This window comes from Pseudomonas sp. WS 5503, from assembly GCF_012985385.1.
Taxonomy (GTDB): Bacteria; Pseudomonadota; Gammaproteobacteria; order Pseudomonadales; family Pseudomonadaceae; genus Aquipseudomonas; species Aquipseudomonas paracarnis.
This window is the reverse complement of the sequence record NZ_JAAQWI010000008.1, coordinates 280205-302314: the sequence shown is the minus strand read 5'-3', so window position 1 is coordinate 302314 and position 22110 is coordinate 280205. Positions and strand designations below refer to the sequence as shown.

Sequence of the window (22110 nt, the reverse complement as noted above, 5' to 3'; positions counted from 1 at the left end):
TTTTTGCCCCTTGTTCGCGGTTAAATCATCACTGAGGGACGCACTTTTCGCGTCCCGGCTCTTTAAGAGATTTGTCGAATGACCCTGAAGACCATCGAAGGTACCTTCATCGCCCCCAAAGGCCGCTATGCCCTGGTGGTTGGCCGCTTCAACAGCTTCGTGGTTGAAAGCCTGGTAAGCGGTGCGGTTGACGCCCTGGTTCGCCACGGTGTGAGCGAGAGCGATATCACCCTTATCCGTGCCCCTGGCGCCTTCGAAATTCCACTGGTTGCGCAAAAAGTTGCTCAGCAGGGTGAATACGCGGCGATCATCGCCCTGGGCGCGGTCATTCGTGGCGGCACCCCGCACTTCGAATACGTAGCCGGCGAATGCACCAAGGGCCTGGCCCAGGTGTCCATGGAGTTCGGCGTGCCAGTCGCTTTCGGCGTACTGACCGTGGATTCCATCGAGCAAGCCATCGAGCGTTCCGGCACCAAGGCCGGTAACAAAGGCGCTGAAGCTGCCTTGTCCGCCCTGGAAATGGTCAGCCTGCTGTCGCAGTTGGAGGCCAAGTGATTTCCGACGAAAGCGATCAGTTCAATCCTCAGGACCCGCGTCCTGCCGATGCCGGCAAACCGTCCAAGAGCGAGAAGCGTCGCAAGGCGCGTCAACTTGCGACCCAGGCGCTGTACCAGCGTCACCTGGCAGGCGCTTCGCTGAACGAAATCGAGGCACAGTTTCGCGTCGATAACGATTTCACCTTCGCCGACCAGAGCTACTTCCATGACATCCTGCACGGCGTGCATGCCAACCTGACCGAGATCGACACAGCCCTGGCGCCATGCCTGGACCTGACCATCGAAGAACTCGACCCGGTTGAGCTGTGCGTGATGCGCCTGTCCACCTGGGAGCTGCTCAAGCGCGTCGACGTGCCGTACCGCGTCGTGATCAACGAAGGCATCGAACTGGCGAAAGTCTACGGTTCGACCGATGGCCACAAGTTCGTCAACGGCGTGCTCGACAAGCTGGCCCCGCGCCTGCGTGAAGCCGAAGTGAAGGAACACAAGCGCTAATCTGCGCTTGATTCCTCAATGGGTGAGTTTGAGCTGATCCGCACATACTTCGCCGCCGCGCCTTGTGCGCAAGGCGGCGAAGGCATTGCCCTGGGGATCGGCGACGACTGCGCCTTGCTGGCGCTTCCCGCCGGGGAGCAACTGGCAGTCTCCACCGATACGCTGGTGGCTGGCGTGCATTTTGCCGACCCCTGTGACCCGTTCCTGCTCGGCCAGCGCTCGCTGGCCGTGGCGGTGAGCGACCTGGCCGCCATGGGCGCCCACCCCCTCGCCTTTACCCTTGCCCTGACCACGCCGAGCGTCGAAGCCGATTGGCTGCAACGCTATGCCCAAGGCTTGAACGCCATGGCGCAAAGCTGCGGCGTAGGCTTGGTGGGCGGCGATACCACCCGTGGGCCGCTGAGCCTGACCCTGACCGTGTTCGGCCGTGTGCCGGCTGGCCAGGCCTTGACGCGCAGCGGTGCACAGCCCGGCGACCTGCTGTGTGTGGGTGGCGAGTTAGGCAATGCCGCTGGTGCCTTGCCGCTGGTATTGGGGCAACGCACGGCTGACGCAGCAATCGCCGAGCCGCTGTTGGCGCATTACTGGTCGCCGCAACCGCAGCTGGCCCTGGGGCTGGCGCTGCGGGGCAAGGCGACAGCGGCGATGGATATCTCCGATGGGCTGTTGGCTGACTGTGGGCATATCGCCAAGGCGTCAGCGGTGCGCCTGGTGGTTGAGCGCCAGCGGTTGCCGTTGTCCGAGGCCTTGCTGGCGTTTGTCGGTGAAGACCAGGCTCAAGTAGCGGCGTTGAGCGGGGGCGACGACTATGTGTTGGCGTTCACCTTGCCACCGTCCGAGTTGGCGCCGTTGCAGGCGGATGGCTGGCCGGTGCATGTGGTCGGTCGGGTCGAAACGGGGCAGGGAGTGACGCTGCTCGACGGCGACGGCCAGGACATCACCCCAGCCGTGCGCGGCTACCAGCATTTTCGCCAGACGCCCTGAGCCGGCGGTCTGCGCTACCCTTTAGACGATTATCCCGAGTAAGAGGCCGTGACTATGGCTGCATGCCGCTGGCTGCTGATCGTGCTGTGTTCCTTCGTTTCCCTGGCCCAGGCGGACACTCCCGTGCCCGGTAAAATCGTGCTGGCCAGTGAGGAGTGGAACGACTACACCAACAGAGATGGTAGCGGCCTGGCCTGGGACCTGCTGCGCCGCGTCTTCGAGCCAGCAGGCATTACCCTGGAAACTCGCAGCGTGCCCTATACCCGATCGGTCGGCCTGGCCCAGCGTGGTGAGGCGGATGGTTGTGTCGGCACCTACCGCGATGAGGTCAGCGCAGTGCTGTACCCGCGCAGGAACTTCGACGCCGATCATGTCTACGCTCTCGGGCTGGCAACTTCACCCACGCCGACGTTGGCGACCCTGGGCAACTACCGCCTGGCCTGGGTGCGCGGCTATAAATACGAGGAATACCTGCCCACCGTGCGCCGCTTCAACCAGATCGAGCGGCGCAGCGGCATTCTGCCAATGCTGCAACACGGCCGTGCCGATTTTTATATCGACGCCCTCACCGAAGCCAAATACGTGCTCAGCCAGGCGCAAGACCCGGCGCTGTTCAAACTCACCCATATCGCTGAGCTGCCGCTCTACGTAGGCTTTGCCGACACCGAGCGCGGCAGGGCATTGATGGCCGTGTATGACCAGCGTTTGGGTATCCTGGTCCAGACCGGTGAGTTGAAAGCGATATTCGAACGCTGGAAACAGCCGTATCCGTTCTGACGCCCATAGAACTGACTCAAAGGCCAATCGAACCTATTGATCTTTATCAGCGATAATTCAGCTTAAGCGTCTGTAGGAACGTGCTGTTACAATGCCCGCCTCTGTGAAATCTGAAATCAGGAGCACACGGTGCCCGTCGTTTTCGTCGCCGCTTCCAAGCTGCCTACCCCTTTTGCCACGTTCACCATGAACGGCTTTCTTGAAGAAGCCACCGGGCGCGAGCACGTTGTGCTCAGCCTCGGCGACATCACCGATGGCGCGCCGGTGCTGGGGCGTGTGCATTCCGAGTGCCTGACCGGCGATGCGCTGTTCAGCCAGCGCTGTGACTGCGGCTCGCAACTGGAGGCCGCACTGCAGGCCATCGCCCGTGAAGGGCGTGGCGTGCTGCTGTACTTGCGCCAGGAAGGCCGGGGCATTGGCCTGTTGAACAAGATTCGTGCCTACGAGCTGCAAGACGGCGGCGCCGACACCGTCGAGGCCAACGAGCGCCTGGGCTTTGCTGCCGACCAGCGCGACTACGCCATCTGCCTGCCGATGCTCGAGCACCTGGGGGTCAAATCCCTGCGCCTGATGACCAACAACCCCCGCAAGGTCAAAGCCTTGACCGAGATGGGCATCACCGTGGCCGAGCGGGTGCCGCTACACACCGGGCACAACCCGCACAACAAACTCTACCTGGCCACCAAAGCCAGCAAGCTCGACCACATGATGGGCAACGAGCACCAGGGCGAGGTCGACCGCGCGTGACCCGTGGCCAGGTGAAACGGCGACTGTCCTTCAACTGGTGGCAGTACCTGGCCCTGGCGTTGCTGCCCTTGTTCGTGATCAACCTGCTGTTTGGCCGTGCTGAATCCTTGTTGCCCGTATTGGCCATGCCGTTCTTCATCGCCGGCGTGGCCTCGATGTTTCTCAGCCTGCGTTATTTTCATGCCTACAAGCACGCGCTGATCGCCACCTCCAAAGCCCTTGATACTGCTGACGAACCCGCGGCCTGGATCACCCTGGCGGCGCGTCGGCGCACGGCGTTGCTGGTTGCAGCGTTACCGGCCTGGATTGGCGCGCTGGCGGTATTCGTCGGCCTGGAGGCGGTGCCGCTGTTTCTGTTGGCGCTGTCGACGCTGGTGTTGTTCTATCTCTATCGCATACCGCGCCAGCTGGGATGAAGCGCTATTGGCTGGCGCTGCTGCTGGTATTCAGTGCCCAGGGCTGGCCGGTCGAGCGGGTTGTCAGCCTGGCGCCGTCACTGTCTGAAATCGTGCTTGAACTGGGGGCCGAGGACTTGCTGGCCGGCGTGCTTGACGGTGGTGACCGCCCGGCGGCGTTGGCGACGGTGCCTTCGGTCGGGCACTACGGCCAGTTGGACATGGAGCGCCTGCTCAGCCTCAAGCCCGACTTGATCCTGCTGTGGCCTGGCAGCGTCGGTCCGGCCCAGCGTGAGCAGCTCCAGCGGTTGAATATCCCGGTGTACGTCGCCGAACCCCACAGCCTTGAACAACTGACCGCCCAGGTGCAGGCCATTGCCGAGCAATTAGGCCGAGCTGAGGCGGGGCGCCAGCGTGCCGCACAATTACGCCAGCGCTTGGCCGAGTTGCGCCAGCGCTACCAGCGGGCCGAGCCGCTGCGTGTGTTCTACCAAGTGTGGAACCAGCCGCTGTACACCGTGGGCGGTGGGCAGATCATCAGCGATGCCCTCAGCGTGTGCGGGGCGCGCAATGTGTTTGATGACCTGAAGTTGCCGGCGCCGCAGGTGAATATCGAATCGGTGCTGGCGCGAGACCCCGAGGTGATCCTGGTGGGGGATCAGGCTCAGAAGGAGGCCTGGAAAGCATGGCCGGCGATGGCTGCTCGGGTGCGGTTGGTACCGGAGAAGGGCCTGGAACGGCCCAGCGGGCAGATGTTGGAGGCGGTGGGGCGGTTGTGCCAGGTGATCGCGCCGAACTTGTGACAACGCTATCGCAGGCAAGCCAGCTCCCACTAGGGAATGCATTTCAATTGTGGGAGCTGGCTTGCCTGCGATGACGCCGGATCAGGCTACTTAGATCTCAGGGGTCCACGTCACCCCAACCATCCACACCCGACCTTCTTCACGATAATTCTGGCTTTCCCCGAGGTAGCTGTACTTCGCCCGTGCGTAAGACTTGTCCAGTAAGTTATCCACCTTCAACGACAACGACACCTCCCGGTTCAACGCCCAACTACTGCGCAGCCCCAACAAAGCATAACCGCCCAGACGGTTGCGGTTGGCTTCATCGTCGTAGCTGCTGCTGATCGCTTGCCAGCTGGCGCCGAGACCGAGTTGATCAAATTGCCGGTCCAGATCCAGGTTCACCGTTCGCCGTGCGCGACGTGCCAGGGTGTGGCCGCTGTCACGGTCACGCGGGTCGATAAGCGACAGGCCCAGGTTGCCCTGCCAGCCAAACAGTTCCTGCTTGAGCGCCGCTTCAAAGCCGTTGATCCGCGCCGACGCCACGTTTTGCGGCTTGCCAGCGTCAAGGATAATCGCGTCGCTCAGGTCGGTGCGATACAGCGAGGCTTCCAGGCGCGTGCTGTCGCTCAGTTGGCTGCGCCATTGCAGCTCGTAGCTCTTTGATGTCTCGGGCTGCAGGTTGGGGTTGCTGTACTGCGTGTCGGGGTAATAGAGGTCGTTGAAGGTCGGCGCGCGAAAGCCTTCGCTGTAGCTCAAGAGCAGGTCATTGTCAGGGTTGACCGGCAAGGTCAGGGTGCCGCTCCAACTGTTCTGGCCGCCGAACTGCTGGTTCTGGTCGCGGCGCAGGCCCAGCTCGGTGGAAAACCACTGGCTACGGAAGCGATGCTGCACGAACGCTGCCCGGTTCCAGCGGCTGTTCTCGGTAAAGGTGGTAGAACCGTGGAAACGATCTTCGTACCAGTCGCCGCCGACGATCAGGCTGTTTTGCTCATCCAGGGTCAGGTCGTTCTGCCAATTGACCGAGTCGCGGTAGGTGTTGAATGCACTGTAATCATCGCTGAGGGTATCGCGCTTGGTGTCGCGGTTTTCACTGTGGCCCAGCTCCAGGCGCGACTGCCAGCTGTCATTGAGCTTGGCATCGAGATAGCCGCTGGCGCTGCTCACGGTGTAGTCGGTGTAGGGTTTCTGGCCCAGGCTCTGCCCGGTGGCGCCGTCGTAGCGGCCATAACTGTTGTCGTACTCCGACTTGCCACGGTTATCCAACAGGTTGAAGCCCGCCTCCAGCTCATCGCTGAACGAATGGCTGAGGTTCAGGCTGATGGACTGGTTGCGGTAGGCATCATGGTCGCCGTCACTGGGAAACGACGCGTGGCTCGCATTGATACCGGCGGTTTCATCCAGGCTCGCGCCCAGGTTGAAGCGCGTGTGTTCATCACCGCCCGACAGGCCCAAGCTGCGCTCCCAGGTCTGGTTGCTGCCAAAGCCCAGTTTCAAGCGCGGCTGCAAGCCTTGCTCGGCATTGCGCCGGGTAAACACCTGAATCACCCCGCCAATCGCATCGCTGCCGTAAATCACCGAACGTGAACCGCGCAGCACTTCCACCCGTTCAATCTGATCGACGTTGAGGTATTGCAAGCCGCTGTCGCCGGAGGTGGTGTTGGCGATGCGTTGGCCGTCCACCAGCACCAGGCTCTGCGCCGACTTGGTGCCGCGAATGAAAATCCCCGGCAAACTGCCACGCCCACCGGTTGGCGCAACTTGCACGCCCGGCACGCGGCTGAGCAGGTCGGTGACACTGGTGGGCTGAAGGCGGTCGATGTCGGCGCGGGTGAATACGGTGTTGGCGGCGCTGCTGTCATTACGCGCCTGGACTTGGCGGTTGGCGCTGATGACCACGTCGGAGAGCTTCAGGGCCTGGTCGCGGGTATCGGCGAGCAGGTCAGCGCAGGGTAGCAGCAGCAGGGCAAGGCACAGGCGTTTCATGGGCTGTCCATAGCATTCGAAGGTCATGCAAAACCACTGTGGGAGCTGGCTTGCCTGCGATATCGGTGTATCTGACACATTGTTAGCGAATGTGCCGCCGTCATCGCAGGCAAGCCAGCTCCCACATTTGGGGCAGATTACAGATTCAGTAGCGCCAGGCGCTCGCGAACGGACGCCTCGATACCCGCTTCATCCAACCCGCATTCAGCCAGCATCTGCGCCGGCTTGGCGTGCTCGACGTATACATCCGGCAAGCCTAGGTGCAGCACCGACTTGAGGATATTCTCCCGCGCCAGGAACTCGCTGACCGCCGCACCGGCGCCGCCCATGATGGCGTTCTCTTCGACGGTCACCAGCAGCTCATGGCCAGCGGCGATCTCGCGCACCAACGCGTCATCCAGTGGCTTGACGAACCGCATGTCGACCACGGTGGCGTCGATCTTCTCAGCGACTTTCAAGGCTTCGGCCAGTTGTACGCCAAACACCAGGAATGCAGTTTTGCTGCCTTGGCGACGCACGATGCCTTTACCGATTTCAATCGGTTCCAGGTCTTTTTCGATCACGGCGTTCGGGCCGGTGCCGCGCGGGTACCGCACAGCGGCCGGGCCGTTGTACAGGTGGCCGGTGCTGAGCATCTTGCGCAGTTCGTTCTCGTCGCTCGGAGTCATCACCAGCATGCCGGGGATGCAGCGCAGGTACGAGAGGTCGAAACTGCCGGCATGGGTCGGGCCGTCTTCGCCTACCAGGCCGGCGCGATCGATGGCGAACAGCACATCGAGGTTCTGCACCGCCACATCGTGAACCAGCTGGTCATAACCGCGTTGCAGGAAGGTGGAGTAGATCGCCACTACTGGCTTGGCGCCTTCGCAGGCCATGCCGGCCGCGAAGGTCACGGCGTGTTGCTCGGCAATCGCCACGTCGAAGTAACGCAGCGGGAAACGCTCGCTGAACGCCACCAGATCGGAGCCTTCCTTCATCGCCGGGGTAACCCCTACCAGGCGCGGGTCGGCGGCGGCCATGTCGCACAGCCATTCGCCAAACACCCCGGAATACTTCGGCCCGCTGGCCTTTTTCGGCGCGGCGGCGGGGGCATCGAGGGGTTCGAGCTTGGTGATCGCGTGGTAACCAATCGGGTCGACTTCCGCCGGAGCGAAACCTTTGCCTTTTTTGGTGACGATATGCAGGAATTGCGGGCCCTTGAGGTCGCGCATGTTGCGCAACGTGGCGATCAGGGTGGGCAGGTCGTGGCCGTCGATAGGGCCGATGTAGTTCCAGCCCAGCTCTTCGAACAGGGTGCCGGGTACCAGCATGCCCTTGGCGTATTCTTCGGTGCGACGCGCGATTTCCCACGCGCCAGGTAGGCGCGACAGCACTTTCTTGCTGCCTTCGCGCATGCTGGCGTAGGTACGGCTGGAGAGGATCTTCGCCAGGTAATTGGACAGGCCACCCACGTTGCGCGAAATCGACATGTCGTTGTCGTTGAGGATCACCAACATGTTGGCGTCCACTTCCGGCGCATGGTTCAGCGCTTCGAAGGCCATGCCTGCGGTCAGCGCGCCATCACCAATCACCGCAATCGCCTTGCGCTCACTGCCTTGCAGGCGGGCGGCAATCGCCATGCCCAGCGCTGCACTGATGGACGTGCTGGAGTGGCCGACGCCAAAGGTGTCGTACTCGCTCTCGGCACGGCGCGGGAAGGCGGCCAGGCCGTCCTTCTGACGCAGGCTGGCCATGCGCTCGCGACGGCCGGTGAGGATTTTATGCGGATACGCCTGGTGGCCCACGTCCCACACCAGCCGGTCGTCCGGGGTGTCGAACACGTAATGCAAGGCGATGGTCAGCTCGATCACACCCAGCCCGGCGCCAAAATGCCCACCGGTCTGGCCGACCGTGTAGAGCAATTCCAGGCGCAACTCATCGGCCAGGGTTTCCAGCTCGGCTTCACCCAGTCGACGCAGGCCGTCCGGCGTGGCAGCACGGTCGAGCAGGGGCGTAGACGGGCGTTTGCGGGGAATCTCTTGAAACGTCGTGGGCATCAGGCGAATCGTTATAGGTATAGAAGAGGCGGCAGTTTACCTCAAGCCGTGCAAACTGCCCACGCAGAGGGCCTAACTTGGCCGATATGCGGCGCAAATGGCCGCGGCTGTCAGTGGCGACGTTCGACGATATACCGCGCCAGGTCACGCAGTGGCTCGGCCGCCGCGTCGAAAGGTCGCAGGGCATCCAGGGCCTGGTCGCGCAGCTCGACGGCATACGCCTTGGCGGCTTGCAGCCCCAGCAAGGCAGGATAAGTCGGCTTGTCCCGTGCGATATCGGCGCCTTGGCGTTTGCCGAGGGTGGCGGTGTCACTTTCCACGTCGAGAATATCGTCCTGCACCTGGAAGGCCAGGCCGATAGCGCGGGAATAGGTCTGCAGGGCCGCCAATTGCTCGGCGCCGGCGCGGCCACTGGCCAGGGCGCCCAACTGCACGGCCGCCTCAATCAGCGCGCCGGTCTTGTGGCGATGCATGTGTTCCAGGGCTTTTTGATCCAGCTTGAGGCTGACCGAGCCCATGTCGATGGCTTGCCCGCCGACCATGCCAGCCGGGCCTGCGGCGTGGGCCAAGGCGGTGACCATGCGCAGGCGGATCTCGGCGTTGACGCTGCTCAAGCGCGGGTCCAGCAATGCGCTGAACGCCAGGCTCTGCAAGCCGTCACCGGCCAGGATCGCATAGGCTTCATCAAAGGCTTTATGGGTGGTGGGCTGGCCGCGACGCAAATCATCATCGTCCATGGCTGGCAAATCGTCATGCACCAGAGAATAAGCGTGGATCAACTCCACCGCACACGCCGCGCCATTGGCCTCGGCCGCCGGCGCTCCCAGGGCTTCGCAGGCCGCATAGGCCAGCAACGGGCGCACCCGCTTGCCACCATTCATCACGCTGTAGCGCATGGCTTCATAGAGGCGCGTCATTTCCGGGCTTGGCGCAACAAACAGGGGCTCCAGCGCGGCATTCACCCGGGCTTGGCTACTGGCCTGATACGCGCTGATCATTCCGGCTGTTCCGCATCGAAAGGTTCTTCGGCCAACTCCCCGTCACGCTCCAGCAACACCTGGACCTTCTGCTCCGCCTGCGCCAACGCGCTCTGACAGTCGCGGGTCAGGCCGATGCCTTGCTCAAACGCTGTCAACGAGTCTTCCAGCGACAACTCGCCGTTCTCCAGACGCTCGACCAGGGCTTGCAGGTCGGCGAGGGATTGTTCGAAATCGAGTGCAACTTTTTTGCGGGCCATGGCGGCAATTCCGGTAGACGGTAAACCGGCGCGACACTAGCAGACATGGGGGATTGGGGCAAATGAGTGGCGCACACACGGTGATGTGAGCCGATTGATGGGTTTATTCGGCTCACCGAGTCTCAGCTTGCCTTCGTGGCGACCGAGCACTCCGCCTGCGCCGCTTTCAATTGGGCCTCGAAGACCAATAAACCCCGATGCATATTCTGCAATGCCACAATTTGCATGGCTAACGCTTGCTTCTTATTGGCGATGGCTTGATCAGCCTTGTCCCAAGGAAGCGCGTCACCCTCGTACCCCTGCAAAATCTCCTGTAATTCCTTGAGCTTGAACCCCAGCTGTTGCGCGCACTTTATAAACATGAGCCGCTCGACACTCTGCTCGGTATAAATGCGATAACCGCCCCGACGCGCAGGCGCTGGCATCAGCCCGATCGCCTCATAGTGACGAATCGCCTTGATGGTCGTGCCGGACAACTGCGCGGCTTTGCCGATGTACATGAAAATTCCCTTTTTCAAATAGTGCGCCGGCCTGTTTCAGCCACTTGGCCCGCTGCGTCAGCGAAGAGCCCAGCACCGGCCCCAACAGCAGCGTCTTGCTCGTCGCGATGCCGCACAGCGCCAGCGTGGTGCGCCGCATCTGGTAGATGGCCGGCATGCGATAAACCCAGCGGTAATACCACGACGGCGTGTCCAGGGTCACTAACAAGTGCGCGGTTCTGCCCTTTAACAGCTTGTCTGGGAATGCCTTGCCTTCGCGATATTTGAAGGCAAAGCCGGGTAGGAAAACGCGGTCGATAAAGCCCTTCATCAGTGCCGGGACACCGCCCCACCAGACAGGGAAAACCCAGGCCAGATGCTCGGCCCAAAGGATGTCGGCTTGGGCGCTGAGCAAGTCAGGTTCCAGCGCTTGAACCTGGGTGTAAGCATGATGAAGGATGGGGTCGAACCTGAGATCACCCAGGCGCAGGACGCGGACTTCGTGACCGGCCGTTTTAGCAGCGTGGATATAAGTGTGCGCGAGGGCGGAACAAAAGCTATCGGCGGACGGGTGGCCGAGAATGACCAGAATGCGCTGACTCATGGTGATAAGTTCTGAGAAAAGGGCATTCAGGGTAGGGGGTGCCGTATAGGGGAGAGTCAAGTGCCAGCAGGACCTTTCTGTGAGGTGCGCAGGACCCTTCCTGAAGTGCTCATGAACGCTTGTGACGGTACTGTGGGCTGGCTAGCCTGCCTTCCCTGACATCAGGGTTCTTCGCCGCGCGATTTCAAGTACAGGCGTGCTTTTGCTAAGGCGTGGTCGGATTCGGAAAATTGTGCAACAGGCTACTGCACAATTGTCTTGGTGCCATCAAGTCGCGCTTTTGGACAAACTTCCCTGCAGACGAGCAAATCGAGCGAGAGTTGGCGGGGTAGCCAGGGGCTTTTCGGTGGTTGAAAAATGTAAGGAAAAATCTCACGCGTGAGCTATTGAGTACCTTGCGGATTGTCTGTAGATTTTCTCACGCGTGAGTTTTTCGCAGCGAGGTCAGTACCATGAACAGCAGCTCTCCATCGAGCCCATCAACTGGGCCCGATACCGATTCAACAAGCCTCAAGGGAGAGCGCTTGAAGCCGTCCGCAAAAAAGCCGTCGAGCTTTTACATGAAGCAGATGCGTGCGGGGCTGGCGGCGGCCGGTTATGTGAAACACGAGACTTGGGTGCTTCCCGAAAACCGAAGCCTGCTCAAGCAAATGGAGAAACAGCTACGCCAACCGATCCTGGCTGGCTCATTCATGTCGGAGAATTTCATGAGCGCAGGTACCAACTGGAATATCGATCGCCTCTTCAGTGCTCTTCAGGCGCTGGATGACGTGACGTCCAATGACATTACGCTTTCTCTCGTCCAAGGCTCCGAGTCCAGCATCAAGCTGGAGATGAACGACTTTGGTGGCTTGCCGATTTACATCGCGGTGGTGGGCGAGCAAATCATCGTGGATACCGTCCTGGTCGACGCCGAGTCCATCAACGATGTCGCGAAATTCAACGACGCCGTGCTGCGCAGCCGGGAGATGTTCCCGTTGTCGTCCATCGGTATCGAGTCCATGCCGAACGGGCAGGTGGTTTACAACATGTTCGGTGCGCTCAGCTCCGACTCCAGCCTGACCAACATCGTGACCGAGGTGAAAACCCTGGTTGATAACGTGCAGCGCGCCAGCGAAGCCTTCGAACGTTTCTTCATTTAATTATTCGGGAAAATCCAATGACTCAGTCCATCTGGAGCAAATTGTTCACCGCGTTGCGTGGCGGTGCCAGCGAAGTCGGCGAATCGATCGTCGACCAACAGGCCCTGCGCATCCTCGACCAGGAAATTCGCGATGCCGACAGCGCCTTGGCCAACGCCAAGCGTGAATTGGTGAGCATCATGGCCAAGCACAAACTGGCGGGTGATCGTGTTGGCGAGTACGACGCCAAGATCAAAGACCTGGAATCCAAGGCGATGGCCGCTATCCAGGCCAACCGTGAAGACCTCGCCCTGGAAGTGGCCGAAGCCATTTCGACCCTGACCAACGAGCGGGACGTGGAGCAAAAGCAGACCGCCGAGTTCGGCGGGTACGCTGAAAGCATGCGCAAAGACATCACCAAAGCCGAGAGCCGCATCAAAAGCCTGCGCCAGCAAGTGGACATGGCCAAGGCTCGCGACAGCGTGCAAAAGGCCCAGGTCAGTGCCTCCATTGCCAGCGGTGGTGCCAACGGCAAGCTGGAAACCGCCGTCGGTACGCTCAACCGCTTGCAGGCCAAGCAGCAGCAACGTGCCGCTGAGCTGCAAGCCCAGGATGAGCTGGCTGATGCGTCAACGGGCACGGACCTGGAGCGCAAACTGCGCGATGCCGGCATCACGCCGAACGAAGGCAGTGCCAATGCGATTCTGGAGCGTCTGAAGCAAAAGTCGGCTGAGTAATCAACGCAGGTCAGTTAAGCCTGCAACTCTGTGGGGAGGGTGCTTGCTCCCGCTGGGCTGCGCAGCAGTCCTGTTTTTGGGGCCGCTTCGCGTCCCAGCGGGAGCAAGCTCCCTCGCCACAGTCGCAGTGCCTTTCTTTTGTATGTTGAGGTCAGGATGAACGCCTTGAAGGGTTTCAAGACAATCGCAGGCCTGGCCCTCTTCATGGTCGCGCTGCAACTGCTCAATGTGGCGACCGGTTACAGCCTCATGGCATTCGGGCTAATCCCGAGAACGGTGCAGGGTCTGTTCGGCATCCTCTCCTCGCCGTTTTTGCACGCCTCCTTCGCCCACCTGAGCGCCAACCTGATTGCCTTTGTGATCCTGGGTTCTCTGGTCATCATCGAAGGGGTCAACCGGTTCATCGCCGTCAGCGCCATCATCATTCTGCTGGGCGGCTTGTTGGTCTGGCTGTTTGGTTTTTCGGGCGTACACGTCGGCGCCAGCGGCTGGGTGTTCGGGCTATGGGCCTATCTGCTGTCTCGCGCCTGGTTTCACAGAAGCTGGGGCAATTTGCTAACAGCCGCTGTCGTGGCTTTGCTGTATGGCGGGCTGATCGTGGGCTTCCTTCCGCGGCAGGGCGTTTCCTTCGAAGGGCATCTGTTTGGTGCGCTCGCCGGATTTATTGCAGCCAAGGTACTTCTATCCACGCCGCGCAGCGGGTTTAATGCCGGGTGACCGCACTTGAGCATCCAGACGCCGAGGCGATGCTGTCGTCAGGATTCAAGTACCCAGGGAGCCAGGGGCCAAATGTCGATTTTCCTACTGTTACGCATGTACGCCTCGTCCCTCTTTCACCGCTTCGGTTGGGCAGGGCTGATCATTGCCTTGGGTGTCCACCTGAGCACGGCTTATCTGGGCCTGGTGTTGCTGGGCGAACAACACCTCACCGCTCCCGCCACGTTTATCTACTTCTACCTCACCACCACACTCACCGTCGGCTATGGCGACCTCGCGCCGCAGACCTCGGCGGGACGAATTTTCGTGGCGACCTGGGTCATGCTCGGGGGCATTGCGCTGCTCACGGCCGCCATCGGCAAAACCACCAGCAGTGTTATCGATGCATGGAGAAAAGGCATGAAGGGCAAAGGTGATTTCACCGGCAAGGTCGGCCATACCGTGCTGATCGGCTGGGAGGGCGCGTCCAGCGAGCGGGTGATTGAATTGTTGCTGCAAGACGAAACCTCGAACGACAACCTGATCGTGATCTGCGATTGCAGCCTTGAAGAAAACCCGATGCCGGGCAAAGCAGCGTTCATCCGCGGCGAAAGCCTGTCTTCCACCGCACTGTTGCTGCGTGCCGGTGTGCCTGGTGCCGAGCGTGTGCTGGTGCGAACCCCGTCTGATGACCTGACGCTGGCCACCGTGCTGGCGGTGAACCAACTGAGTCCCGTCGGGCATGTGGTCGCCCACTTCAACGAAAGTGAAATCGCTGCACTGGCCAGCTCCTACGCCCCGCGCCTTGAATGCACGTCCAGCATGGCGATCGAAATGCTGGTGCGCGCCTCCCAGGATCCGGGCTCGTCGGTGGTCATCAATGAGTTGCTGTGCGTGGGGCAGGGCGCCACCCAGTACCTGATGAAATTGCCCGATGCCTTTGAGGCAACGTTCGGCGAGCTGTACACGCAGATGAAGGAGCGCCACAACGCCACCCTCATCGGCTATCGCGCCAAAGGCGTTCAGCAGCCGTCGATCAATCCGCCCAGTGCCACACAGGTCAAAGGCGGCGAACTCTTCTACATCGCTTCCACTCGCCTTAAGGAAATCTCCCATGGGATGGCTTAAACAGTTGATGGGGCTTGAGGCCCCAAAAGCCACTACCGACTCGAGCCGAACCGCCAGCCCAAGCCTGCCTGTTACCGGTCCTTTGGGCCTGGCGCCGGGCAAGGGCGTGATGTTTGACACGACCCTGAAATTGCTGCTCGATGAAAAAACCAACGTGGTGATCCCCGGCTCCCAGGAAATCTGGAGCAATGGCACCATCGATCTTGGCCAGTCCACCTGGCTGTCGCGCTATTACATGAACGACGAAGATTATTGGTTGCAGGTGCACACCACCGGCCAGATAGCGGGCCAGGTCGAGTCAGTGATTCTGTTCAACTACCTCAGCTACGTCACCATCAGCAGTGAAGCGGAACTGCGCAGGCTGGCGGGCCCACAGAGCCTGATCGGGCTGCCGACCTACATCCACGACGGCGTCGAGTACTTCCGGGAGTGGGGCAGCGAGGACGGCCAGACCGAATTGGTGGCGATGAGCGAACAGGTCACCAGCCCAGAAGCCACCTACAGCGTCGAGCACCGTTCGATGCTATACGCCCGCGACACCGGCCTGACCGACCGTCGAGAGTTCCTGCTGTTCTCCGTCGAAGAAGATGCCGAAGGCACCATCAGCCTGAGCACATCCCTGGGCATTTCGCTGTACACCACCGACCTGACTACGCTCTAAAAAAAGGAAGCCGTCCATGCTAGAAGCACTCTCCATCTCCCTCAACAAAGCTGCGGTGCTCGGCTTTGTCCTCTACATCCTGGGGGCTGCGGTACTGTTCGCGCTGTTCCAGTTCATCTACACCCGCATCACCCCGCACAAGGAGTTCGAACTGATCCGTGCGGGCAACACCTCCGCAGCGGTCGCCCTGGGCGGTGCCATCGTCGGTTTCGCCATTCCGGCCAGCAATGTGATTGCCTACTCGATCAACGTTCTCGACTTCATCGTCTGGGCCGTGATCGCCGCCGTCGTCCAACTGCTGGCGTTCCTGCTGACCAGCCTGGTGCTCAAAGGCACGTCCGAGCGCATCAAGAAGGGCGAACTGGCGGCCGGTATCTACGTGGCCGCGGTGGCCATCAGCGTCGGCATGCTGAATGCCGCGTGCATGACGCCCACCTCGAACTGATTGCCCACGGAGCTCCCGATGAAACGAAGCAAGTACGTCCAGCTGTCGCTGGCAGCGTCGGTCGCCATGGCGATATCCGGCTGCGGCCCAACGGAAAAAACCTACGATCTGCAAAAGAAGTACAACTTCCAGTCGGTACAGCAATGCGCCGATGAAAAGCTTCCGGTGGACGTCTGCTCGGACGCCTACATGACGGCCATGGCCGAGCATCGCCGCATTGCGCCGGTGTATGACAGCCAGGCCGATTGCGACGCCGACTTTGTCGCTGATTGGTGCCAGCAAGACTCCACCGGCAAATTCATCCCGCGCTTGGGCGGTTTCGAACTGACCGCCGAAGGCCAGGTGACGCAATCCCAGGTCGACGCTGCCAATGCGCAAGCGGCCAACGCTCAGGCCAGCGGCGGCGGCTCGGGCTTCTCCACCAGCAGCCTGCTGACCGGCTTGCTGATCGGCAACATGCTGAGCAACAACCGCAACAGCTACCGTTCGGAACCGGTGTACCGCTATCGCGATGATCGCGGCAACTACGGTAATTCGACGCTCAACCAGCGCGTGTCCAATGGCGCGACCTTTGGCCGTTCCAATCAGGCCCGGTACGGCAGCAGCAATTACACCAACACGCTGCGCTCTTCACCTAAGTCGAGCTCGGTTTCATCGGCCACCTCCCGCGGCGGCTTCGGCAGCAAAGCCAGCGCACGCAGCGGCTGGGGCGGCGGGTCGAGCAGCTAAGGACACCGGCCATGAAGAAGATCCAATGCGCAGAGCGTCATGACTGGAAACACACAGCCGAGAGTCTTGGCTTCCTGTTCCATACCATCGACGACGAACCTTACTGGGACGAAAGCGCGTACTACCAGTTCACGCTCAAGCAAATCGAGCGCGACCTCGAAGACCCGACCACCGAGCTCCATGACATGTGCATGGACCTCGTCGCCCGCGTGGTCCACAGCGAAGAACTGCTTGAACGCCTGAGCATCCCCGCGCCTTTCTACGACATGATCCGAACCTCATGGCTCGAAGGTCACCCGCACCTGTACGGGCGCATGGACTTCTCCTACAACGGCAGCGGGCCCGCCAAGTTGCTGGAGCTCAACTACGACACCCCCACCAGCCTCTATGAAGCAGCCGCGTTTCAGTGGGGCTGGCTGGAACAATGCATCGAGCGCGGCCTGCTGCCCAAGCACGCCGACCAGTTCAATAGCATCGACACCAAACTGCACCAGGCCTTCGCCCAACTGCAGGTCAACCAGCCGTTCTACTTCGCCTCGATGAAAGACTCCATCGAAGACAAAGGCACCACCGACTACCTGCGTCTGGTTGCCGAAAAAGTCGGCATCGAATCGCGCCACATCGACGTCGAAGACATCGGCCTGACCAGCGAGGGCCGCTTCGTCGACCTTGAAGATCGCTGGATCCCCCACCTGTTCAAACTGCACGCCTGGGAGTTCATCTTCCACGAACCCTTTGGTGCCGCGATTGCCCAGAGCGACACGCAGTTCTTCGAGCCCGCGTGGAAATCCGTCCTCTCCAACAAAGGCATCCTGCCGCTGCTGTGGGAATTCAACCAAGGCCACCCCAACCTGCTCGCGTCCCACCTAGACACCGACCCAGGCAAAGCCGTGCCAAAAGGCTGGGTGCGCAAACCGTTCTTCTCCCGGGAAGGCGCCAACATCGAACTACAAACCGCCGACGGCCTGATCGTAAAAGAAGACGGCCCCTACACGGATGCGCCATTCATCCTTCAGGAGTTCGCACCGCTGCCAAAATTTGGGGACAGCTACACGCTGATCGGCTCTTGGGTAATTGGCGACCAGGCCGCTGGCATAGGTGTGCGAGAGGACAATAGCTTGATCACCAAGGACTCAAGCCGGTTTCTGCCGCACTTGATCCTGGATTAAGGAAGTTGATCGTTCCCACGCTCCGCTTGATCGTTCCCACGCTCCGCGTGGTAATGCATCCAGTGACGCTCCGCGTCACCCACACGCATCTCAATCTACGCCCATAAAAAAGCCTGCCTTTTCAGGCAGGCTCAATACGGAGCATGGCAGTTAGCTCTGGCGAGCAGACAGGGCCGAGTAGCTGTTCATCAAATTGCGATAGTTAGGAATCCGCTGGGACAACAGATTCCCCAGCCCTTCGATGTCGTTGCGCCAGTCGCGGTGCAACTCACACGCCACCGAGAACCAGTTCATCAACTGTGCACCGGCCTGTGTCATCCGGCTCCACGCCGCCTGCTGCACCGTGGTGTTGAACGTGCCCGACGCATCCGTCACCACAAACACCTCAAACCCTTCCGCCAGCGCCGACAACGTCGGGAACGCCACACACACATCCGTCACCACACCGGCAATGATGATTTGCTTACGCCCCGTGGCCTTGATCGCCTTGACGAAATCCTCGTTGTCCCAGGCATTGATCTGACCAGGGCGAGCGATATACGGCGCGTCCGGGAACATCTCCTTCAACTCCGGCACCAGCGGGCCGTTAGGGCCTTGCTCGAAACTGGTGGTGAGGATGGTCGGCAAGTTGAAGAACTTGGCCAGGTCAGCCAGGGCCAGCACGTTGTTCTTGAACTCGTTGGGGGAGAAGTCCTGCACCAGGGAGATCAGGCCGGTCTGGTGGTCGACCAGCAGAACAATGGCGTCGTCTTTGTTCAAGCGGTTGTAGGTTGGAGCGCTCATGGTTGAATCCTTTTTTGTTTAGGTTGGTTGGGCGTTGCGTTCAACATGGGCACAGATTAATGGGTAGATCAGGAGGGATAAATCGGATGAAAGGAGTCTTACTGTCAACTTAAATAGGACAATTGCTAGCGAGCGATTGGAAGCCACGTACTGCTGCGCATAACGCGAATGAATTACCTGATTTTGAGTAGCCAGCAGGTTCGATCCCTTTCATTTGCAGGACGTTTCCGAGAGAATCCCAACCGCTTGCGCCAGTGGAATTGGGTGACTAGGCTGCTGACCGTCACTGCTAATTCAGTGATCGGGTTTAGTCGCCCGGACCTCGCTAGGCGCACGCGCCATCCCAAAGACAGGTGTCTTCTTGCCTGCACTTTATGGTGGCTGTGCGCAGGGCACCCTCGGGTGCGCCGGTGCCTAGCGGCCGGTCGACTAACCTGCGTACAGCCGCCACCTCTGCTCGTTTAGTCGCGAAAGGACGGTGGTAGTCACTTACTGCTAGGAGTTTTGCTATGGATAACGTTCGTTCAGATACGCTGTCGTCACACCCGACCAACCCATTCACGGTCAATGAAGAACTGAGCTTCGAGGATGCCTGGGTGCAGGTGGCTGAGCTGCTGCATTGTGCGCTGGCTACGTCGCAGGTGATCGGCGAGTCAGTGGCTGCACCACAGAGGGCGGTAATGCACTTGGTGGAGATGGCGAAGATGGTGGCGGATAGGGCTGTGGAGTGTTTGCAGGCTAGGTGATACAACGTCGCCTGTTCGGTTGTTATCGTCCAGGCGACTCATTCACGATTTCATTAATTTCGGCTCAGAAATAGGGCTTGAATTCGTTGCTGTCGCGAATCAGCAACTGCATCAGCTTTGGATGAATGAACAGTTTTTCCTTTCCGACCTGAACCTCTTGCAGAACATCAATGGAGACCAGCTCTTTGAGGTGGCGAGAAGCAGCCTGGCGCTGAGCGATCTGCTTGTCGACGACGTTGCTAATACGGCAATAGGGCTGCTCAAAAATCACGTCCACCAATTCGCGTGAATAGGTTTTCGGCAGACGCTCGCGAACAAATTGGCTGGTGTGTTCGGACAGGCTGCGAATGGCGGCAATTTTGGCGCTGGTCCAGCGAGCGGTTTCTTCCACCGCAGTGAGCATGTACAGCAGCCAGGGCTCCCAGGCCTGTTCGCGTGTGACATCAAGCAGTAGTCGATAATAATCGGCTCTATGCGCAATGATGAAATGACTAAGGTAGAGAATCGGAAGATTCAACAGACCTTCCTGGATCAGATACAGGGTGTTTAGCACACGCCCGGTACGACCATTGCCGTCTGTGAATGGATGAATAGCCTCGAACTGATAGTGCCCGACAGCCATGCGAACCAGCGGGTCGAGGTCTGTCTCGTTGTGTAGAAAACGTTCCCAGTTGGCGAGCAAGTCGCGTAAGCGATCTTCGCCCTCTGGTGGGGTATAGATAATTTCTCCGGTCCGATCATTGGCTAGCTGGACGCCAGGTACTCGACGGATGTCCATGTTTACACCCTTGAGCGTGCTACAGATCTCTACTGCTGTGCCGGTAGAGAGTGGACGTTCAGCCAGCGACTGGAAACCGTTATGTAGAGCCTTGCGGTACCGGAGGGCTTCTTTGGTCGCGGGATCTGCATGATTGGCGCCATCCTGGGCATGCTGAAAGAGTAAATCTGTAGTAGTGACAATACTTTCGATGTCGGAGCTGTCCTTGGCTTCCAGCAGCGGGATCGTATTGATCAGCATCGTTTGGTTAGGAATCAGCTCGGCTGCTTGTTTCAATTCGGCCAAGGCTGCTCGAGCTTCGATGCAGCGTTTGAGGACTGCTCGGGTTTCCAGTTCTGCCTTTGGTGGCAAGGGTGGAAGCTGGTTATAGGGTCTATCCGCCTGCCAAGGCCGCTGGGGGTTTGTCACGGGCGCACGCTCACTCACTAGGACGTCCAATTAAAGGTGAGGCCGCTTTTATAAGCGCCCTTGTCATGTCGCTAGTGTAAACCCGCGTGCATAACGTGTCGTTGTTTTTGTGTTTTTGCGACATGTTTCATCCTCGTGTCGCTGTTGGCGACATGTTGGATGCTCAACCAATCAACGATTGCATGCAGCCTCCGCATACGAAGGGCCATTTGTCGTGATAGCCTAAGAGGAACGCCAGCAGACCCTTACTACCGTTCGGGCGCAACCTCAGCTTCCACCTAGGCATTGAGACAAAGACTCTTATGGAATGGACTACTGCTATTTCACTTGCGGCCCGCATTGGCAAAAAAAGCTACGACAATCGTTATACAATCCAGAAATATTTGACGCAACTAAAGGCTTTTATGGACCTTGGCGCAACCCAAATAGTGGTAACTGGCCATGCTGGTGCGGGCAAGACCCTGCTCACATCCCAAATGCATGGGCGAGCACGTGAACTTGGGTTGGAGCAACCCTTGGAGTCGCTGGACGTTGAAGTTGCCGCAGTCTCAGCCGGATCTTGGGCAAAGCTAGTCAGGGTTCTTCCGGGTCAAGATGGTTATCGATCGAAAGGCGCGATTGAGTCCTTTCAGGACAATAAACAACTCGAAGGTGCAATCCACGTAGTGGATTTTGGTTATGTGGCTCCTCGCGATTCGGTTTTAATAAAGACGCTGATAAATACTGATGGATTAACGACAATCGAAAAGTTGCGCCAGCGTAATCTTCGGCTGGAATTAGAAGATCTGCGGGTTTTCTTGAGCGACATTAGAAGAATGTGGTCAACATGTTCTAAGCCTAAATGGATAGTGATCGCCGTTAATAAAGTCGACCTCTTTGCTAATGAGCGAGACGATGCACTGGCACATTACCACCCGGCTGGTACAAGTGACTTCAGTCGTATGCTCTCCGAATTTCAGCGAGATCTTGGGGCTCAGAATATTGGAATATATGTACTTCAGGTGTGCGCCTACGAGAAAGACTTCAAATGGAATGGTGAAGTGGCAACTTCCTCGCTCGAGCGTCAGGAGCAAGATAAGATCCTGCTCGAGTTTACTAAGAGCGTTGCTACAATATCGACGGCCCACTCATGAACCCTTTAGGCTCCGCGTCTGAGCGTCTTGTCGAAGAGTTGAATGAGCTAGTGGCGCTCGCAGAGCAATCTGCAAAAGCAATTGATGAGTTAGTTGAAAGGCTCGACGCGGCTCGTTTGAAAGTTCTGCTTAACTCTGCTGTGCTCTATGCTTTACTTATATCTTTGGGCTATTTTGCACTGTATTCTGGAAACGATTTCGTAATTTCCGGCACTTGGAGGGTCGTCAGCACTGCACTCGGATTAGTTTTCGTGTGCGGCTCACTATCTCTGCTCTATAGCTATTTTCTGCGAATGCGAAAAATCAAGCGCGACTTACGCGTCGAGCAAGATATTCACGATCGATTGATGGGGCTCATTGACGGTCAGAAGCGTCGTTTGGACGCTGATGATTTTTTTTCACCTGTAGCTGAAGCAACCTTTTCTATTCGTTTGAAGCGTCTGGATAGAACTGACCGGAAGTTAACATAGCCGCCCTCAGTGCCTTCTTAAGCGACG

Annotated in this window: 26 protein-coding genes; 18 read left to right on the top strand and 8 right to left on the bottom strand. The window is 59.4% G+C overall.

Features of this window, described 5'->3' with window-relative positions; translation table 11 throughout:
* Positions 1–78: 78 nt before the first annotated feature.
* The 7 genes from ribE (at position 79) to HBO10_RS21265 (ending at position 4758) form a co-directional block, all read left to right on the top strand.
* Positions 79–555 (top strand): 6,7-dimethyl-8-ribityllumazine synthase, encoded by a 477-nt coding sequence (gene ribE, locus HBO10_RS21295; protein ID WP_003194576.1) that lies wholly within the window; start codon positions 79–81, stop codon positions 553–555.
* Complete coding sequence (gene nusB / locus HBO10_RS21290) at positions 552–1052, top strand: transcription antitermination factor NusB (protein ID WP_014720126.1); 501 nt, start codon at positions 552–554, stop codon at positions 1050–1052. Before ribE ends, nusB begins: the two co-directional genes overlap by 4 nt.
* A gap of 18 nt (positions 1053–1070) precedes the next feature.
* Positions 1071–2036 (top strand): thiamine-phosphate kinase, encoded by a 966-nt coding sequence (thiL, locus tag HBO10_RS21285; protein ID WP_034126855.1) that lies wholly within the window; start codon positions 1071–1073, stop codon positions 2034–2036.
* A 54-nt stretch (positions 2037–2090) separates the two neighbouring features.
* Positions 2091–2813 (top strand): transporter substrate-binding domain-containing protein, encoded by a 723-nt coding sequence (locus HBO10_RS21280; RefSeq protein ID WP_034126856.1) that lies wholly within the window; start codon positions 2091–2093, stop codon positions 2811–2813.
* A gap of 129 nt (positions 2814–2942) precedes the next feature.
* Entirely contained in the window at positions 2943–3560 is a 618-nt protein-coding gene (ribA, locus tag HBO10_RS21275; protein WP_005791841.1) for a GTP cyclohydrolase II, read from the top strand.
* Positions 3557–3976, top strand: coding sequence for a hypothetical protein (locus tag HBO10_RS21270; RefSeq protein ID WP_034126857.1), 420 nt, complete (start codon positions 3557–3559; stop codon positions 3974–3976). Before ribA ends, HBO10_RS21270 begins: the two co-directional genes overlap by 4 nt.
* Positions 3973–4758: a cobalamin-binding protein gene (locus tag HBO10_RS21265; protein ID WP_034126858.1), complete on the top strand. Its 786-nt coding sequence runs from the start codon at positions 3973–3975 to the stop codon at positions 4756–4758. The genes HBO10_RS21270 and HBO10_RS21265 overlap by 4 nt, the downstream gene beginning before the upstream one ends.
* A 90-nt stretch (positions 4759–4848) precedes the next feature.
* Here HBO10_RS21265 and HBO10_RS21260 read toward each other — a convergent pair whose 3' ends face one another.
* From HBO10_RS21260 to HBO10_RS21235, 6 genes are all read right to left on the bottom strand, one after another.
* Positions 4849–6723 (bottom strand): TonB-dependent receptor, encoded by a 1875-nt coding sequence (locus tag HBO10_RS21260; RefSeq protein WP_034126859.1) that lies wholly within the window; start codon positions 6721–6723, stop codon positions 4849–4851.
* A 137-nt stretch (positions 6724–6860) separates the two neighbouring features.
* Positions 6861–8759: a 1-deoxy-D-xylulose-5-phosphate synthase gene (gene dxs, locus HBO10_RS21255; protein ID WP_034126860.1), complete on the bottom strand. Its 1899-nt coding sequence runs from the start codon at positions 8757–8759 to the stop codon at positions 6861–6863.
* A gap of 110 nt (positions 8760–8869) precedes the next feature.
* Positions 8870–9757 carry a (2E,6E)-farnesyl diphosphate synthase gene (ispA, locus tag HBO10_RS21250; protein WP_034126861.1) on the bottom strand — a complete coding sequence of 296 codons (888 nt, stop codon included), beginning with the start codon at positions 9755–9757 and terminating at the stop codon, positions 8870–8872.
* A complete protein-coding gene (locus HBO10_RS21245) occupies positions 9754–9996 on the bottom strand; it encodes an exodeoxyribonuclease VII small subunit (protein ID WP_003194556.1) in 243 nt (80 codons plus the stop codon). Before HBO10_RS21245 ends, ispA begins: the two co-directional genes overlap by 4 nt.
* Positions 9997–10118: 122 nt before the next feature.
* Positions 10119–10496 (bottom strand): MerR family transcriptional regulator, encoded by a 378-nt coding sequence (locus tag HBO10_RS21240; RefSeq protein WP_034126862.1) that lies wholly within the window; start codon positions 10494–10496, stop codon positions 10119–10121.
* Positions 10435–11079, bottom strand: coding sequence for an NAD(P)H-dependent oxidoreductase (locus HBO10_RS21235; RefSeq protein ID WP_034126863.1), 645 nt, complete (start codon positions 11077–11079; stop codon positions 10435–10437). Before HBO10_RS21235 ends, HBO10_RS21240 begins: the two co-directional genes overlap by 62 nt.
* Before the next feature lie 560 nt (positions 11080–11639).
* Between HBO10_RS21235 and HBO10_RS21230 the strand changes: the two genes are divergently transcribed.
* The 8 genes from HBO10_RS21230 (at position 11640) to HBO10_RS21195 (ending at position 17765) form a co-directional block, all read left to right on the top strand.
* Positions 11640–12221, top strand: coding sequence for a YjfI family protein (locus tag HBO10_RS21230; protein ID WP_034126864.1), 582 nt, complete (start codon positions 11640–11642; stop codon positions 12219–12221).
* 17 nt (positions 12222–12238) lie between these two features.
* The gene (locus HBO10_RS21225) at positions 12239–12937 is read left to right on the top strand and encodes a PspA/IM30 family protein (protein WP_034126865.1); all 699 of its coding nucleotides are present in this window, start codon (positions 12239–12241) and stop codon (positions 12935–12937) included.
* Positions 12938–13093: 156 nt separating this feature from the next.
* A complete protein-coding gene (locus HBO10_RS21220) occupies positions 13094–13654 on the top strand; it encodes a rhomboid family intramembrane serine protease (protein WP_034126866.1) in 561 nt (186 codons plus the stop codon).
* 72 nt (positions 13655–13726) lie between these two features.
* Positions 13727–14761, top strand: a complete 1035-nt coding sequence (locus HBO10_RS21215; RefSeq protein ID WP_034126867.1) for an ion channel — start codon at positions 13727–13729, stop codon at positions 14759–14761.
* Positions 14748–15422 carry a DUF2491 family protein gene (locus tag HBO10_RS21210; protein WP_034126868.1) on the top strand — a complete coding sequence of 225 codons (675 nt, stop codon included), beginning with the start codon at positions 14748–14750 and terminating at the stop codon, positions 15420–15422. The genes HBO10_RS21215 and HBO10_RS21210 overlap by 14 nt, the downstream gene beginning before the upstream one ends.
* A 16-nt stretch (positions 15423–15438) precedes the next feature.
* Positions 15439–15867 (top strand): DUF350 domain-containing protein, encoded by a 429-nt coding sequence (locus HBO10_RS21205; protein WP_003194539.1) that lies wholly within the window; start codon positions 15439–15441, stop codon positions 15865–15867.
* Positions 15868–15885: 18 nt separating this feature from the next.
* A complete protein-coding gene (locus HBO10_RS21200) occupies positions 15886–16596 on the top strand; it encodes a DUF1190 domain-containing protein (protein WP_034126869.1) in 711 nt (236 codons plus the stop codon).
* An 11-nt stretch (positions 16597–16607) separates the two neighbouring features.
* Positions 16608–17765: a glutathionylspermidine synthase family protein gene (locus HBO10_RS21195; RefSeq protein WP_034126870.1), complete on the top strand. Its 1158-nt coding sequence runs from the start codon at positions 16608–16610 to the stop codon at positions 17763–17765.
* Positions 17766–17915: 150 nt separating this feature from the next.
* Here HBO10_RS21195 and ycaC read toward each other — a convergent pair whose 3' ends face one another.
* Positions 17916–18548, bottom strand: coding sequence for an isochorismate family cysteine hydrolase YcaC (ycaC, locus tag HBO10_RS21190; protein ID WP_034126871.1), 633 nt, complete (start codon positions 18546–18548; stop codon positions 17916–17918).
* Between the two features lie 509 nt (positions 18549–19057).
* Between ycaC and HBO10_RS21185 the strand changes: the two genes are divergently transcribed.
* Entirely contained in the window at positions 19058–19294 is a 237-nt protein-coding gene (locus tag HBO10_RS21185; RefSeq protein ID WP_034126872.1) for a hypothetical protein, read from the top strand.
* A 64-nt stretch (positions 19295–19358) separates the two neighbouring features.
* Here HBO10_RS21185 and HBO10_RS21180 read toward each other — a convergent pair whose 3' ends face one another.
* On the bottom strand, positions 19359–20480 hold the full coding sequence (locus HBO10_RS21180; protein WP_034127044.1) for a Fic family protein: 1122 nt from the start codon (positions 20478–20480) through the stop codon (positions 19359–19361).
* Positions 20481–20782: 302 nt separating this feature from the next.
* Here HBO10_RS21180 and HBO10_RS21175 point away from each other — a divergent pair, with 302 nt between their 5' ends.
* Complete coding sequence (locus HBO10_RS21175; protein WP_034126873.1) at positions 20783–21613, top strand: hypothetical protein; 831 nt, start codon at positions 20783–20785, stop codon at positions 21611–21613.
* Positions 21610–22083 (top strand): hypothetical protein, encoded by a 474-nt coding sequence (locus tag HBO10_RS21170; RefSeq protein ID WP_034126874.1) that lies wholly within the window; start codon positions 21610–21612, stop codon positions 22081–22083. The genes HBO10_RS21175 and HBO10_RS21170 overlap by 4 nt, the downstream gene beginning before the upstream one ends.
* The last annotated feature ends 27 nt before the right edge of the window (positions 22084–22110 follow it).

Excerpts from the sequence above, each read along its gene's own strand:
- HBO10_RS21240 (WP_034126862.1), bottom strand. The coding sequence starts at position 10,496 with ATGTACATCGGCAAAGCCGCGCAGTTGTCCGGCACGACCATCAAGGCG.
- ycaC (WP_034126871.1), bottom strand. The coding sequence starts at position 18,548 with ATGAGCGCTCCAACCTACAACCGCTTGAACAAAGACGACGCCATTGTT.
- HBO10_RS21175 (WP_034126873.1), top strand. The coding sequence starts at position 20,783 with ATGGAATGGACTACTGCTATTTCACTTGCGGCCCGCATTGGCAAAAAA.
- HBO10_RS21225 (WP_034126865.1), top strand. The coding sequence starts at position 12,239 with ATGACTCAGTCCATCTGGAGCAAATTGTTCACCGCGTTGCGTGGCGGT.
- HBO10_RS21205 (WP_003194539.1), top strand. The coding sequence starts at position 15,439 with ATGCTAGAAGCACTCTCCATCTCCCTCAACAAAGCTGCGGTGCTCGGC.
- HBO10_RS21195 (WP_034126870.1), top strand. The coding sequence starts at position 16,608 with ATGAAGAAGATCCAATGCGCAGAGCGTCATGACTGGAAACACACAGCC.
- HBO10_RS21230 (WP_034126864.1), top strand. The coding sequence starts at position 11,640 with ATGAAGCAGATGCGTGCGGGGCTGGCGGCGGCCGGTTATGTGAAACAC.
- thiL (WP_034126855.1), top strand. The coding sequence starts at position 1,071 with ATGGGTGAGTTTGAGCTGATCCGCACATACTTCGCCGCCGCGCCTTGT.
- dxs (WP_034126860.1), bottom strand. The coding sequence starts at position 8,759 with ATGCCCACGACGTTTCAAGAGATTCCCCGCAAACGCCCGTCTACGCCC.
- HBO10_RS21245 (WP_003194556.1), bottom strand. The coding sequence starts at position 9,996 with ATGGCCCGCAAAAAAGTTGCACTCGATTTCGAACAATCCCTCGCCGAC.
- ispA (WP_034126861.1), bottom strand. The coding sequence starts at position 9,757 with ATGATCAGCGCGTATCAGGCCAGTAGCCAAGCCCGGGTGAATGCCGCG.
- HBO10_RS21170 (WP_034126874.1), top strand. The coding sequence starts at position 21,610 with ATGAACCCTTTAGGCTCCGCGTCTGAGCGTCTTGTCGAAGAGTTGAAT.
- HBO10_RS21215 (WP_034126867.1), top strand. The coding sequence starts at position 13,727 with ATGTCGATTTTCCTACTGTTACGCATGTACGCCTCGTCCCTCTTTCAC.
- HBO10_RS21210 (WP_034126868.1), top strand. The coding sequence starts at position 14,748 with ATGGGATGGCTTAAACAGTTGATGGGGCTTGAGGCCCCAAAAGCCACT.
- HBO10_RS21265 (WP_034126858.1), top strand. The coding sequence starts at position 3,973 with ATGAAGCGCTATTGGCTGGCGCTGCTGCTGGTATTCAGTGCCCAGGGC.
- HBO10_RS21185 (WP_034126872.1), top strand. The coding sequence starts at position 19,058 with ATGGATAACGTTCGTTCAGATACGCTGTCGTCACACCCGACCAACCCA.
- HBO10_RS21280 (WP_034126856.1), top strand. The coding sequence starts at position 2,091 with ATGGCTGCATGCCGCTGGCTGCTGATCGTGCTGTGTTCCTTCGTTTCC.
- HBO10_RS21260 (WP_034126859.1), bottom strand. The coding sequence starts at position 6,723 with ATGAAACGCCTGTGCCTTGCCCTGCTGCTGCTACCCTGCGCTGACCTG.
- ribE (WP_003194576.1), top strand. The coding sequence starts at position 79 with ATGACCCTGAAGACCATCGAAGGTACCTTCATCGCCCCCAAAGGCCGC.
- HBO10_RS21235 (WP_034126863.1), bottom strand. The coding sequence starts at position 11,079 with ATGAGTCAGCGCATTCTGGTCATTCTCGGCCACCCGTCCGCCGATAGC.
- HBO10_RS21200 (WP_034126869.1), top strand. The coding sequence starts at position 15,886 with ATGAAACGAAGCAAGTACGTCCAGCTGTCGCTGGCAGCGTCGGTCGCC.
- HBO10_RS21220 (WP_034126866.1), top strand. The coding sequence starts at position 13,094 with ATGAACGCCTTGAAGGGTTTCAAGACAATCGCAGGCCTGGCCCTCTTC.